Here is a 14,141-nt window from a genome sequence, read left to right on the forward strand (position 1 = left end):
CGCGCATCAGCGCGGCAGGACCGGACGGCCGCCTCGCGGCCGATCCAGAAGGTAAGCGAGTAGAGAGGCTCGACATGCCCGTGACCACCAGAAGGCGAGCGGCGACGGCGGTGCTCGCCGCAGCCAGCATCGTCGCCGTCGCCGCGTGCAGCGGCGGCCAGGACGAACCCGAGGCCGACGGTCCCACCACGCTGACCATCTTCACGATGCAAGGCACCGACCAGGACCTGGACACCAACCGGTTCACCGACCACGTCCGTGAGCAGCTGGACATCGAGATCGAGTTCCAGACCACCACCTATGACGCCACCGCCGCCAGCGAGGCTCGGCAGATCTCGCTCGCGAGCGGTGACCTCCCCGACGTGTACATGCTCGTCTCCTGGGTGGACCAGTTCACCCAGACCGAGCTGCTCAACCTCAGCTCGCAGGGCGTGCTGCTGCCGCTCAACGACCTGATCGAGGAGCACGCCCCGAACATCCAGCAGGCGTTCGAGGACCACCCGGAGTACGAGGACCTGGCCACCGCCCCCGACGGCAACATCTACGGCCTGCCGCAGTGGAACGACTGCTTCCACTGCACCTACCAGGCGAAGCTGTGGATCAACACCGACTGGTTGGACACCCTCGGGCTCGAGATGCCGACCACGACCGAGGAGATGCGCGAGGTCCTCGCCGCGTTCGTCACCGAGGACCCGAACGGCAACGGCCAGGCCGACGAGATCGGCGTCACCGGCAGCGCGGGGCTCAACAGCCTGATCCCGTACTTCATGAACGCCTTCGAGTACGACCCGCTCGGCGGTGAGGTCACCGACCTCTCGCTCGGGCTCGACGGCGACGAGGTCGTCGCCCAGGCGGTCACCGACGAGTGGCGGCAGGGTCTGCAGTACGTCTCGGAGCTGTATGCGGACGGCCTGATCGACCAGGCGGCATTCACCCAGAACGTCGAGGCCATGCAGGCGAAGGGCAACAACGCCGACGCCGTGATCATGGGCGGTTGCACCGCGCTGCACCCCGCCGTGTGCGTGGAGCTGAGCGACGACAACCCGCGCCACACGATCTACGACGCCGCGCCTCCGCTGGTCGGGCCCAACGGCGACCAGTTCACCACCTACAGCTTCCCGAGCTCGCCCGGTGCGATGTTCGCGATCACCGCGCAGGCCACCGAGGCCGAGCAGGTCGCGGCCATCCAGCTCGCCGACATCCTGTACTCGTTCGAGGGCCACGCCCTCGGCCAGTTCGGTCCCGAGGGCGTGGGCTGGCGGCTGCCCGAGCCGGGCGAGGTGGCGCTGGACTCCGCGCTCGAGCCGACCCTCGCCCGCATCGCGACCGATCCGGACAACCCGGACAGCGTCAACGGGGCCTGGGGCTCGAACGCCCAGCTCTACTCGCCGGCCGAGTGGCGCAACTCCGAGGTGCAGCCGGAGGACGTCTACCTCGCTGACGGCTACGAGCGCAGGCTGTTCGAGGCCACGCAGCTGTACGAGGACGCCGCCCCGATGGATCAGGTGCTCCCGTACTGGAACCTGTGGGTCGACGGCTCACTCTCCAACGAGCTCGCCACGCTGCAGACCAACATCGAGAGCTACATCTCGCAGACGAACGTCGAGTTCGTCACCGGTCAGCGGGACATCACCGACGACGCCGCGTGGGACGCCTATGTGCAAGGCTTCGACGGCCTCGGCCTCCCGCGCTACCTCGAGATCTACCAGCAGGCCTACGACGCGAGCCTGGCAGGCTGACGGCCTGAGGCGCCCGACCGCGACGGCACCACCCGACCAGAGGAAGCAGCAGCTCACGATGACCAGCACTGCCCGACGCACCCTGCGGTTCGAGACCCCCGCGACGCAGTGGATGCAGGCGCTGCCCGTCGGCAACGGCCGGCTGGGAGCCATGGTGCTCGGCGACCCCGAGCACGAGCGGATCGCGCTGAATCTCGACACCCTCTGGTCGGGTGGACCGCACGGCAGCGGCGTCACCGACGGGCCCAGCACGGTGGCCGAGGTCCGCCGGCTGCTGCTCGAGGAGCAGGACCCCGTCGCCGCCGGGGAGGTCTCGATCGCCCTGCAGGGCCCCGACGCCGAGTCCTACCAGCCGCTGGGAGACCTGCTGCTGGACCTCGCGCCGCTGCCCGGTGCCGAGTACGAGCGCGAGCTCGACCTCTCGACCGGGGTGGCGACGTCGACCCTCCGGACCGAGGGCCTTCTCCGGCGTCAGCACGTGCTGGCCTCCGCCGTCGACGGAGCGATCGTGGTGAGGGTCGAGCAGGAGGGCGGACCGCTCGACCTCACCGCACGACTGCGGACTCCCCACCCCACGCTGGCTCACGGCGAACACGACTCGCTGGTCGCCCTGGCCGGGCGGGCGCCGGCGGCGGTCGTGCCGGAATTCGCGAACGGCGCGGAGCCGGTGCGCTATGCCGACGGCGAGGGCATCGTCTTCGCGATGGCGCTCGCCGCGGTCGCCGAGGGCGGGCTGGTGGAGATCGCCGACGGGGGTCTGGTCGTCCGGGGCGCACGCGCGGTCACGCTGGTGCTCACCGCGGCCGACTCGTTCGTCGACTGGCGCACCGCGCCCGGCCAGGACCACGACGCCGTGGTCGCCAGGGCGGTCGAGGAGGCACTCGAGGTCGCCCGCACCGGGTGGGACGAGCTGCGCGAGCGCAGCGTGACCGATCACGCCGCGCTGCAGGACCGCGTGGTCCTGCAGGTCGCAGCACCGGCGGCCGATCGCGCACCGCTCGACCAGCGGCTCGCCGAGGTGCAGGCGGGCGGCACCGACGACGAGCTGATCGAGCGGCTCTTCGACCTGGGCCGGTACCTGCTGGCCGGGTCGTCGCGACCGGGCACGCAGGCGGCGAACCTGCAGGGGATCTGGAACGAGATGCGGCGGCCCCCGTGGTGCTCGGACTGGACCGTGAACATCAACACGGAGATGAACTACTGGCCCGCGGAGACGACGGCGCTCGCCGAGTGCCACGAGCCGCTCGTGGACCTCGTCACCTCGCTGGTCGAGTCGGGCTCGACGACGGCGCGCGAGATCTACGACGCGCCCGGTTGGGTGACCCATCACAACGTCGACTTGTGGCGGACCAGCTGGCCCGTGGGTGCGGGCGAGGGTGCGCCGTCGTTCGCGCTCTGGCCGATGGGCGGCGTGTGGCTGTCCGCGCACCTGGTCGAGCACGAGAGGTTCGGTCCCGACGAGACCTTCCTGGCCGACGTCGTGTGGCCGGTGCTGCGCGGCGCGACCGAGTTCGTGCTGCACCTCATGGTCCCCGACCCACGACCGGGTACCGCCGAGGGCAGGCTGGTCACGGCGCCGTCGACCTCGCCCGAGAACAGCTTCATCGACGACCGCGGCCGCGTCGCCGCCGTCGACGCCATGGTCACGATGGACCTGTGGCTGGTCCGCGAGCTGTTCCGCAACCTCGAGCACGCCGCGCAGCGGCTGGGCCGCGCCGATGACCCGGTCGCCACGGCGGCCCGCGAGGCCGCCGGTCAGCTGCCGCCCGTCCCGGTCGGCGACGACGGCCGGCTGCTGGAGTGGGCCACGCCCCGCGGCGAGGCCGAGCCCGGGCACCGCCACGTGTCACACCTGTACGGCCTCTTCCCCGGGAGCGAGATCGACCCCTGGTCGACGCCGGAGCTGGCGGAGGCCGCACGCGCCTCGTTGCGTGCGCGGCTGGCCGCGGGCGGCGGCCACACCGGTTGGAGCCGCGCCTGGCTGGTGGCGCTGTGGGCGCGTCTCGGCGACGGCGAGGCGGCGCTGGCGAGCCTCGACATCATGCTGCGCGAGTCGGTCGCGGAGAACCTGTTCTGCCTGCACCCGCCGTCCCTGTTCCAGATCGACGGCAACTTCGGCGTCACCGCGGGGATCGCCGAGATGTTGCTCCAGTCGCACACGGAGGTGATCCGGCTGCTGCCCGCGCTGCCCTCGCGCTGGCAGACCGGCTCGGTCCGCGGGCTGCGCGCTCGCGGTGGTGTCCGGGTCGACCTCACCTGGGCGGACGGGGAGCTGAGCGCCGGCACGCTGACGGCGGACCGCGACACATCGGTGGTGGTCGCCGTCGGGGGCGGCCACGGGCAGCGGATCGAGCTGCGCGCCGGTGAGCCCTACGCCGTCAGCGGTCCGCCGGCCTGACGCCTCACGCCCGCCGCAGCACCGCGACGAGGAAGTCCGAGTCCGGCTCCCACGGGCGCAGGTCCCAGGTCGCAAGCGCGACGTCGAGCGCCAGGCCCGCGGTGCGGGTGTCGGCGAAGAAGTCCTCGGCGGAGTACCCGCGACCGGCACCGAAGCCGGCGACGAGACGACCGCCGTCGGCCAGGGCGCCGGCCAGGTTGCCGAGCACGAGCCGGCGCGTGCTGGGCGCGAGGAACGTCATCACGTTGCCGGCGGAGACGATCACGTCGAACGGCTCGGTCACCCCGGCGGTCGCCAGATCGAGCTCGGCGAGGTCCTGCACGAGCCAGGTGGCGCCCGGGTGGTCGGCCTTCGCCGCCTCGATCAGGACCGGGTCGACGTCGACGCCCACCACGGCGTGCCCGCGTCGCGCCAGCTCGCCACCCAGCCGGCCCGGGCCGCACCCGGCGTCGAGGATCCGCGAGCCGCGCGGCACCATCGCGTCGACGAACCGTGCCTCACCGTGCAGGTCCTGCCCGGCGGCCGCCATGTCCCGGAAGCGCTGGATGTACCAGTGCGAGTGCTCCGGGTTCTTCTCGACCTGCTGCGTCCAGAGGCTCTTCTCCACCATGGCCTCAGTCTGACCGATCGAGCGCAGGCACCGGTGCGGGCCGGTCACGGCCCGCCAGCACGGCGGCGAGGGTCTGCAGGCATGCCAGCACGGCGACCATCACCAGCGGTGCCCGCCAGGCGCCGCTGACCTGCGCGAGCCAGCCCGCCGCCACCGGGCCGGCCGCGGCCAGGGAGTACCCGACCGCCTGCGCCATGCCCGAGAGCTGCGTGGTCTCGGCATGGCTGCGGCCGCGCAGGCCGATCAGGGTCAGTGCGACCACGAGCGAGGCGCCGGAGCTGAGACCGGCGACCAGCACCCACAGCACCGGGAGGTTCGGGAACGTGAGCATCCCGACCACGGCCACGACCATCGGCACGCTCGCCGTGACCGCAGCGCGCACCACCGAGCCCCGCCGCCGCATCAGCAGCGGGATCGTCATGCCGCTGACCGTCCCGATCAGCTGGTAGATCGACAGGTGCACACCCGCGGTGGTCTCGGGAACACCGGCCGCCGCCTCGATCGTGGGCAACCAGGTCACGAGGACGTAGAAGGCCGTGGACTGCAGCCCCATGAACGCGGTGACGAGCCAGGCGGTGGGCTGGCGCCAGACGCTGGTGGTCGGCTCGCCCGGCTGCGGCAGCGGGCTGGGAGGCGAGGGCGACACCCGGATCCGCAGCGCCCACACGACGCCGATGACCAACGGTGGGATCGCCCAGAACGCCAGCCCGCCGCGCCACCCCCACGCCTCGGCGAGCGGGACCGCGGTGCCCGACGCGGTCGCCGCGCCGAGCGTCAAGAACATCGTGAACACCCCGGTCGCGGCCGCCACCCGGGTGCGGTAGTCCCGGCGCACAACGACGGGCACCAGCACGTTCCCGATCGCGATCGCCAGGCCTGCGACCACGGTGCCGATCCACAGGCCCGGCAGCCCGGTGAAGGAGCGCAGCGCGATGCCTGCGGCGATCAGCACGAGCGCGAGCAGCAGCGCGCCGTCGACGCCGGTCCGGCGGGTGAGCCGGTGCACCAGCGGCGACCCGACGGCGAACGCGAGCACCGGGAGCGACCCGAGCAGGCCCTGCACCGGCTCGCTCAGCCCGAGGTCGGAGCCGATCCGGGGCAGCACCGGCCCCACCGAGGTGACCGCGGGCCGCAGGTTGATGCCCACGAGGAACACCAGCGCCGCGAGCAGGGGCGCCCAGCGGGTCGCGACCGCGCGCCTGCTGCTCGTCTCGTCTGCCACACCCGCCTCGTTCGCCTGGGGCCGTTCAGACCGGGTCGCGCACCAACGGGCAGGTCATGCAGTGGCCGCCACCGCGACCGCGGCCGAGCTCGGCGCCCACGATCGTGACGACCTCGACGCCGGCGTCGCGCAGCGCGGCGTTGGTGAGCGTGTTGCGGTCGTAGGTGAACACCACGCCCGGCTCGACCGCGACCGCGTTGTTGCCGCTGTCCCACTGCTGCCGCTCGGAGGCGTACTCGTCACCCGCGGTCGCCACCACGCGCAGCCGCGGCAGCCCAATCGCGTGCGCGACCACGTCGACGAACCGGGCGTCGCCCTCGTCGGTGATCTCGATCCCGGGTGCGCGGTCGTCGGGTCGCAGCGAGAACGTCCGCACCCGGTCGACGATCGCGGGGTGCACGGTGACCAGGTCGCGGTCGGCGAACGTGAACACGGTGTCGAGGTGCATCGCCGCCCGGAGCCGCGGCATCGCGGCGACGACGACTTGTCGCGCCGCTCCGCCGTCGAACAGGGCCTTGGCGAGCTGGGTGATCGCCTGGCGCGAGGTGCGCTCGCTCATCCCGACGAGCACGACGCCGTCGCCCACGGCCATCACGTCCCCGCCCTCGAGGCTGGCCTGCCCCCAGTCCTTCTCGGCGTCGCCCCACCAGACGTGGGCGCGGGAGTAGTCGGGGTGGAACCGGTAGATCGCCTGCATCAGCAGGGTCTCGTCGTGGCGGGCCGGCCAGTACAGCGGGTTGAGGGTGACGCCGCCGTAGATCCAGCAGGTGGTGTCGCGCGTGTAGAGGGTGTTCGGCAGGGGCGGGATCAGGTAGTCCCGGTCGCCGCGCGAGAACTCCGCGAGCGCCACGTGCGGGGTGCGGTACTCGCTCGGCAGGTCCTGGGTGGTGAGGCCGCCGATGAGGTAGCGGGCGAGCTGGACCGGGGTCAGCGAGTCGAGGTAGGCGCGGGTGCCCTCGACGAGCCCCAGCCCCACGCGGTTGGCGATCACGCGGCGATCGAGCAGCCAGGAGCGCGCCTCGGGGAGCGCGAGCGTCTCGGCCAGCAGGTCGTGTAGCTCGACGACCTCGACGCCGCGGTCGGTCAGCGCGTCCACGAAGTCGGCGTGATCGCGCTGGGCGGTCTCGACCCACATCACGTCGTCGAACAGCAGCGCGGAGGACGTGGTCGGGGTGAGCCGCTCGTGCGCCAGCCCGGGCGAGCAGACCAGCACCTTGCGCAGCCGACCCACCTCGGAGTACACCCCGAGTGCCGCCGTGGGCTCGGTCATGCGTCACCTCCCGGTGTCGCGGTCCACTGTGCCACGTGGCGGGCGACGACGGATCGTGAGGAGCGGAACCTCAGTCCTCCGGGTCGTACCCGAGGTTCGGTGTCAGCCACTTCTCGGCGACGGCGAGGGGCCAGCCCTTGCGGTCGGCGTACTCGGCGACCTGGTCGCGTCCGAGGCGCCCGACGACGAAGTAGCGCGACTCCGGGTGCGAGAAGTAGAAGCCGCTGACCGAGGCGCCGGGCCACATCGCCATCGACTCGGTGAGCTCGATGCCGGTGGTGGCCTGCACGTCGAGGAGGTCCCAGATCGCTTCCTTCTCGGTGTGCTCGGGGCAGGCGGGGTAGCCGGGGGCGGGGCGGATGCCCTGGTAGGTCTCGCCGATGAGCGCGGCGTTGTCGAGGTGCTCGTCCGCGGCGTAGCCCCAGAACTCCTTGCGCACGCGCTGGTGCAGCCGCTCTGCGAACGCCTCCGCCAGCCGGTCGGCGAGCGACTCCAGCAGGATCGCGGAGTAGTCGTCGAGCTCGTCACGGAACTGGGCGACCTTCTCCGCGGCGCCGAGCCCCGCCGTCACGGCGAACGCGCCGACGTAGTCGGCGATGCCCGAGGAGGCCGGGGCCACGTAGTCCGACAGGCACCGGTTCGGCACGCCGTCGCGATGCTCGCCCTGCTGGCGCAGGTGGTGCAGCGTCTGCAGCACCTCGGTCCGCGTCTCGTCGGTGTAGACGACGACGTCGTCCCCGACGGCGTTGGCGGGGAAGAGCCCGACCACACCGCTCGCACGGATCCAGCGCTCGGCGATCATCCGATCGAGCATGTCCTGGGCGTCCTGCCACAACCGACGCGCGGCCTCCGCCGTCGCAGGGTTGTTGAGGATGTCCGGGAACCGGCCGCGCAGCTCCCACGAGGAGAAGAACGGGCTCCAGTCGATGTACTCGCGGAGCTCCTCGAGCGGGTAGTCGACCAGCAGCTGCCGGCCGAGCTGCTGGGGCACGGGCGGCCGGTAGCCCTCCCACGTGATCGGGGTGCGCCGCTCGCGGGCCACCTCCAGGCTCACGATCGGGCGGTCGTCGCTCTTCGCGGCGTGCCGTGTGCGCAGCGCCTCGTAGTCGCGCTCGACCTCGGCCATCAGCGGGCCGCGCCGCTCGTCCGAGAGCAGCGACGCCACCACCGGCACCGAACGGGACGCGTCCTTCACCCACACCACCGGGTGGTCGTAGGTGGGTGAGATCTTGACGGCGGTGTGTGCGCGTGAGGTCGTCGCGCCGCCGATCAGCAGCGGGATCGTGAAGCCCTGGCGCTGCATCTCCGAGGCCACGTTGACCATCTCGTCGAGCGACGGCGTGATCAGCCCGGACAGCCCGATGACGTCCGCGCCCACCTCGCGCGCGGTGTCCAGGATCTTCTGCGCCGGCACCATCACACCGAGATCGATGACCTCGTAGTTGTTGCACTGCAGCACCACGCCGACGATGTTCTTGCCGATGTCGTGGACGTCGCCCTTGACCGTGGCCATCACGATCTTGCCCTTGGCGAGTGCTTCGCCGGACTTCTCGGCCTCGATGTAGGGGATGAGGTGCGCGACCGCCTTCTTCATCACGCGCGCCGACTTCACCACCTGCGGCAGGAACATCTTGCCGGCGCCGAAGAGGTCACCGACCACGCCCATGCCGTCCATCAGCGGGCCCTCGATCACCTCGAGCGGGCGGCGGCCCTCCGCGGCGAGCGTCTGCCGCAGCTCCTCGGTGTCCTCGACGACGTGGTCGTCGATGCCCTTCACCAGGGCGTGCGTGATGCGCTCGCGCACCGGAAGCCCGCGCCAGACCTCGGTCGCGACCTCGGCGGCCTCACCCGTGCCCGCGTAGTCGGCCGCGATCTCGAGCAGCCGCTCGGCGGCGTCCGGGCGGCGTGCGAGGACGACGTCCTCGATGCGCTCGCGCAGCGGCGGGTCGATCTCGTCGTAGACCGCGAGGGCGCCCGCGTTGACGATGCCCATGTCCATGCCCGCAGCGAGCGCGTGGAACAGGAACACCGCGTGGATGGCCTCGCGCACCTCGTTGTTGCCGCGGAAGGAGAACGAGACGTTGGAGACCCCGCCGGAGACCAGCGCGCCCGGGAGGTTCTCCTTGATCCACCGGGTGGCGTCGATGAAGTCCAGCCCGTACCGGGCGTGCTCCTCGATGCCGGTGGCGACCGCGAACACGTTGGGGTCGAAGATGATGTCCTCGGCCGGGAACCCGACCTCCTCGGTCAGGATCCGGTAGGCGCGTGCGCAGATCTCCTGGCGGCGCTGGAGGTTGTCGGCCTGGCCGTCCTCGTCGAAGGCCATGACGACGGCGGCGGCCCCGTACTTCATGCACAGCCGCGCCTGTTCGATGAAGGCCTGCTCGCCCTCCTTCATGGAGATCGAGTTGACGATCGGCTTGCCCTGCACGCACTTCAGCCCGGCCTCGATCACCTCCCACTTGGAGGAGTCGACCATCACGGGTACGCGGGAGATGTCCGGCTCGGAGGCGATCAGCTTGGTGAAGCGGTCCATGGCCGCGACGCCGTCGATCATCCCCTCGTCCATGTTGATGTCGATGACCTGGGCGCCCGACTCGACCTGCTGGCGGGCGACCGCCAGCGCGGCGGAGTAGTCGCCGTCGCGAATCAAGCGGCGGAACCGGGCGGAGCCGGTGATGTTGGTGCGCTCGCCGACGTTGAGGAACAGCGAGTCCGAGGTCACCGCCAGGGGCTCGAGTCCCGAGAGCCGCAGCGCAGGCTCCACCTGGGGCGGCACCCGCGGTGCGGCGTGCTGCACGGCGCGCGCGAACCCGGCGATGTGATCGGGCGTGGTGCCGCAGCAGCCGCCGAGGATGTTGACGAGCCCGGCCTCGCCGAACTCGCCCACGGTGGCCGACATCGCCTCGGGCGTGACGTCGTACTCCCCGAACGCGTTGGGCAGGCCGGCGTTGGGGTAGCAGGAGACGAAGGTGTCCGCGACCCGGCCGAGCTCGGCCAGGTAAGGCCGCATCTCGTCCGCGCCCAGGGCGCAGTTGAGGCCGACGGCGAGGGGTCGGGCGTGGCGGACGGAGTTCCAGAACGCCTCGGTCACCTGGCCCGACAGGGTGCGGCCGGAGGCGTCCGTGATCGTGCCCGAGATGATGATCGGCCAGCGTCGGCCGCGCTCCTCGAACAGGGTCTGCAGCGCGAAGATCGCGGCCTTGGCGTTGAGGGTGTCGAAGATCGTCTCCACGAGCAGCAGGTCGGCGCCGCCGTCGACCAGGCCGCCGGCCTGCTCCAGGTAGGCGGACACGAGCTCGTCGAAGGTGACGTTGCGGGCGCCGGGGTCGTTGACGTCGGGCGAGATCGACGCGGTCCGGTTGGTGGGGCCGAGCGCGCCGGCCACGAACCGGGGGCGGCCGTCGGCGGCCTCGGCCTCGTCGGCGGCCTCGCGCGCCAGGCGCGCGGCCGCCACGTTCATCTCGAGCGCGAGGTCCTCCATGCCGTAGTCGACCATCGAGATGCGCTGGGCGTTGAAGGTGTTGGTCTCGACGAGGTCGGCGCCGGCGTCGAGATACTCACGGTGGATCCCGCGGATGATCTCCGGCTGCGAGAGGACCAGCAGGTCGTTGTTGCCTTTGAGGTCGCTCGGCCAGTCCGCGAACCGGTCACCGCGGTAGTCGTCCTCGCTCAGGCCGTGCCGCTGGATCATGGTGCCCATCGCGCCGTCGAGCACGAGGACGCGCTCGCGCAGCAGCGCGGTGAGGGCGTCGGTGGCGTCGGGGCGTACGAAGGTGCTGGTCACAGTGGGCCTCGAGAGGGTGGCGATCAGGCCGTGGAGGGTCCGGGCCAGGCGGCTCGGCGGACCCTGCGGATTCTATGTCGCGGGGGAGCCGCCTCGCGGGCCGGGCCGGCTCGGTCTCACGTCCGCGACGTCGCGTCTGCGGTCGCGAGGCGAACGGATCCGCCTCCCCTACGGTAGGGCGTCATGACGGGCATCGGTGCTCCGCGCGTGATCCATACCGCCCAGGCGCTGGTCGACGAGGTCCTCGAGGTGCCGTCGTTGCCGCCGCGCGGTGGCAACGTGGTGCCGACCGGGCGAGCCCGGTACGCGGCGAGCGCCGTGAACGTGCTGCTGGCGGCGGCTCGGTCGGGAGCGGCGTGCGTGCACGCCGGGAGCATCGGCACCGGGCCCAACGGAGACCTGATCCGGAGCGTGCTCGCCGAGGCCGGCGTGAGTGTGAGCTCGCCACCGGTGCCCGACCTCGACACCGGGGTCTGCCTCGTGCTGCTCGAGCCGAGCGCCGAACGCACCTTCATCACGGCGCAGGGCGCGGAGCGACAGATCAGCGTGGCGAGCCTGGCGAGGTCCGCCCCGGTACCGGGCGACGTCGTGTGCGTGAGCGGGTACACGCTCGTCGGTCCCACCCGGGACCCGCTGCTGGAGTGGCTGGAGTCGCTGCCCGACGGCGTCGCGATCGTTCTCGATCCCGGCGCGCCGTTCGCCGATCTCGACGACGGCACCCTTGGGCGCATGCTGGCGCTGTGCACGGTGTGGACGGGGAACGCCGACGAGGCCGACGGTCTGGCACGGCTGGCCTCAGGTGCTCCGAGCCGTTCGACGGCGCAGGAGGTGCTGCCGATCGCCGAGTCCGCGGCGGCCGTGGCCGGCGTGCTGCCCGAGTCGGCGGTCGTCGTGGTGCGCGACGGCCCCGCCGGGTGCGTGGTGCACCGAGATGGCGTGACCGCGCGCCACCCCGGGTTCGCGCAGCGACCGGTCGACACCAACGGCGCCGGCGACACCCACACCGGCGTGCTCGTGGCCGAGATCGCGCGGGGGACGGACTGGCCGACCGCCGCTACCCGCGCCAACGCCGCGGGGGCGATCAAGGTGACCCGCCGCGGCCCCGACACCGCCCCGACCGCCGCCGAGGTCGACGAGTTCCTCGCTGTGCACGGTTGAGGCGTTCGGGCTGAGGCGTTCGGGCTGAGGGCCTCGGCGGTCAGCTGGCGTTGATGAAGCCGTAGGTGAGCTCGTGCTCGGTCTGGGTCAGAGGGTCCCAGTCGTTCCACGGGTCCCAGACGGGTTTCCAGGACTGGCCGTCGGTGGGGGTGTCCAGCGTGCGCGGGTCGTAGGCACGCACGCTTGCCGTACCCGACGCAGTTGCCGTACCCGACGCAGTTGCCGTACCCGACACACCTGCCGTACCTGCCGCACCTGCCGTACCTGTGGCGCCTGCCGCTCGGTACGGTGCCGTCACGGCGGCGTCGTCAGGCGTAGCTTCGCCCCCGCGCTCGGAACTAGGTGCGTCGAGACCTCGGGCTGTGAAGATGCCGTTGAGGGTTCGGGTGATGCCGTTGCTGACGAGGTAGATGGCGCCGGCAGGTGAGGCCCAGATCCACAGGCCTGGTGCGGGTTCGACGACGCGCCAGCGGCCTTGGTCTTTGGCTCGGTGGTGCTTGCGGCACAGCCGGTGGGTGTTGCCGGAGCGGGTGGCGCCGTTGCTGGCGGCGGGGAGCTGGTGGTCGACATCGCCCGCGCGGGCGCGGCGGTGGCAGTGCGGGAAGGTGCAGTAGCCGGCGTTCAGCAGTGCGAGCTGTTCCTTCAGCCGGGGTGGGGCGACGTAGCCGGTGTCGGTGAGCTCCTCGGCCAAATCCAGCACCGGGCGGACAGTCACGTTGGCGTGGCCCACGATCTGGCGGGCCTGGTCCTTGGTCAGCACACCGGCGTTCTCCTCGCACCAGGTCCCTGACCCCCGGTCCAGGTGCACGTAGAGCACCGTGGAGGTCAGCTTCGCGAACTTCTCCAGCACGCCCGCGGGCAGGCCAGCGATCCCCGCCGCTTCGGGTCGACCGGGAAGCTGCGCTGCCGTCTCTTCGGGCGGATCAGCCGCGGGCGCGGACTCGCCCGGCGTGGTGTGCGCGGCGGGCGGTGCTGGGGGAGGAAGCAGTGCGGAGTCCGCGGGAGTGTCTTCGGGCGTGAGCGCGGCTGGATGTGATGCGGGGGCGGGTGGCGTGGGAGCGGGGTCCGTTCGCGCGGTCGCCGGGATGTCTTTACCGACCTCTGCCAGTGAGGTGTGTAGGTCGGAGAGGGCTTGCAGGAGTGCGGGGTCGGCCAGCAACGCCAGCGCGACCGCGCGGAGCACCGGCTTGGGGCGGGTGTCACCGACCTGGGTCAGCCAGCCGGCGACCTCATTCAGACGCCGATCCAGCCGGGCCGCGTCAGCGGTCGTGAGGCGGGCAGCCAGATCGGTCGCACCCGGCGCCTCGTGGGTGACCTGCACGTACAGGGACTCCGCGACCCGGCGTTGGGCCTCGGCCTCACTGTCCGGACCCCGCACGGTGACCACGGCCTGGTCGATCATGGTCCGTAGCCGGCTCATCGGCACCAGCGCCGCCATCGGCTCCGGACCCCGCCCACTCTGCCGGGGCTGCAGCAGCCGTTCCTGCACCAGCTCGGCCTGCGCCACGGTGAGGTCGCGGGTGCGGCGGGCGATCACCCTGGCCCGCCCCATCGACAGCACGCCCGAGCGGACCGAGACGGCCACCCGCCGCAACCGGTAGGCCAGGTCCAGCACATCGGCGCACAACAGGGTCGCTGCGGGCTGGGTCAATCCCAACGCGGCAGCGACCTCACAGACCGCGAACTCGGGCACCAGCGGCGTCCCGGACCCGCCGAGCTGGATCGCCTGCTCCGCGCCGGGTCGCAACCACACCGGCGGCTCCCAGGCATCGGCGACCTCACCCAGGTACTGGGCCAGGTGATCGAGCTGGACACCTTCCATCCGGGTCACCTCACGACCGGCCGCGACGGCAGCGCGTAGCGCCCCGTCACCGGTCAGACCCAGAGGCAGAACATCCATACGGAAAGTAGATCACCGGCCACCGACAACACCCCGCAGCCGCGGACTCATGCGGAT

The 14,141-nt window shown here is 71.9% G+C and carries 8 protein-coding genes; 3 read left to right on the top strand and 5 right to left on the bottom strand.

The features are described 5' to 3' along the window. The first annotated feature begins 74 nt into the window (after window positions 1–74). Together GPA04_RS18195 and GPA04_RS18200 are read left to right on the top strand one after the other, a co-directional pair. Window positions 75–1,739, top strand: a complete 1,665-nt coding sequence (locus GPA04_RS18195) for a type 2 periplasmic-binding domain-containing protein (RefSeq protein WP_156225624.1) — start codon at window positions 75–77, stop codon at window positions 1,737–1,739. A gap of 58 nt (window positions 1,740–1,797) precedes the next feature. Next, on the top strand, window positions 1,798–4,137 hold the full coding sequence (locus GPA04_RS18200; protein WP_162458661.1) for a glycoside hydrolase family 95 protein: 2,340 nt from the start codon (window positions 1,798–1,800) through the stop codon (window positions 4,135–4,137). Window positions 4,138–4,141: 4 nt separating this feature from the next. Here the strand turns inward: GPA04_RS18200 and GPA04_RS18205 are convergent, their stop codons facing one another. The 4 genes from GPA04_RS18205 to metH all read right to left on the bottom strand — a co-directional run bounded on the left by GPA04_RS18205 (window position 4,142) and on the right by metH (window position 11,026). Further along, a complete protein-coding gene (locus GPA04_RS18205) occupies window positions 4,142–4,747 on the bottom strand; it encodes a class I SAM-dependent methyltransferase (RefSeq protein ID WP_156225626.1) in 606 nt (201 codons plus the stop codon). 4 nt (window positions 4,748–4,751) lie between these two features. Beyond that, window positions 4,752–5,969, bottom strand: coding sequence for a CynX/NimT family MFS transporter (locus tag GPA04_RS18210; protein ID WP_156225627.1), 1,218 nt, complete (start codon window positions 5,967–5,969; stop codon window positions 4,752–4,754). A 25-nt stretch (window positions 5,970–5,994) separates the two neighbouring features. Beyond that, window positions 5,995–7,239, bottom strand: coding sequence for an arginine deiminase (locus GPA04_RS18215; protein ID WP_156225628.1), 1,245 nt, complete (start codon window positions 7,237–7,239; stop codon window positions 5,995–5,997). 70 nt (window positions 7,240–7,309) lie between these two features. Next, a complete protein-coding gene (gene metH, locus GPA04_RS18220) occupies window positions 7,310–11,026 on the bottom strand; it encodes a methionine synthase (RefSeq protein ID WP_156225629.1) in 3,717 nt (1,238 codons plus the stop codon). A 183-nt stretch (window positions 11,027–11,209) separates the two neighbouring features. Between metH and GPA04_RS18225 the strand changes: the two genes are divergently transcribed. Continuing rightward, entirely contained in the window at window positions 11,210–12,184 is a 975-nt protein-coding gene (locus tag GPA04_RS18225) for a PfkB family carbohydrate kinase (RefSeq protein ID WP_156225630.1), read from the top strand. A gap of 40 nt (window positions 12,185–12,224) precedes the next feature. Here GPA04_RS18225 and GPA04_RS18230 read toward each other — a convergent pair whose 3' ends face one another. After that, complete coding sequence (locus GPA04_RS18230; protein ID WP_156225631.1) at window positions 12,225–14,084, bottom strand: HNH endonuclease signature motif containing protein; 1,860 nt, start codon at window positions 14,082–14,084, stop codon at window positions 12,225–12,227. Window positions 14,085–14,141 lie beyond the last annotated feature (57 nt).

This window comes from Pseudactinotalea suaedae, assembly GCF_009733815.1.
Classification (GTDB): Bacteria; Actinomycetota; Actinomycetes; order Actinomycetales; family Beutenbergiaceae; genus Pseudactinotalea; species Pseudactinotalea suaedae.

What these genes read in the sequence shown, in the direction of transcription:
- GPA04_RS18195 (WP_156225624.1), top strand. Translation starts at nt 75, where the DNA reads ATGCCCGTGACCACCAGAAGGCGAGCGGCGACGGCGGTGCTCGCCGCA.
- GPA04_RS18200 (WP_162458661.1), top strand. Translation starts at nt 1,798, where the DNA reads ATGACCAGCACTGCCCGACGCACCCTGCGGTTCGAGACCCCCGCGACG.
- GPA04_RS18205 (WP_156225626.1), bottom strand. Translation starts at nt 4,747, where the DNA reads ATGGTGGAGAAGAGCCTCTGGACGCAGCAGGTCGAGAAGAACCCGGAG.
- GPA04_RS18215 (WP_156225628.1), bottom strand. Translation starts at nt 7,239, where the DNA reads ATGACCGAGCCCACGGCGGCACTCGGGGTGTACTCCGAGGTGGGTCGG.
- GPA04_RS18225 (WP_156225630.1), top strand. Translation starts at nt 11,210, where the DNA reads ATGACGGGCATCGGTGCTCCGCGCGTGATCCATACCGCCCAGGCGCTG.
- GPA04_RS18230 (WP_156225631.1), bottom strand. Translation starts at nt 14,084, where the DNA reads ATGGATGTTCTGCCTCTGGGTCTGACCGGTGACGGGGCGCTACGCGCT.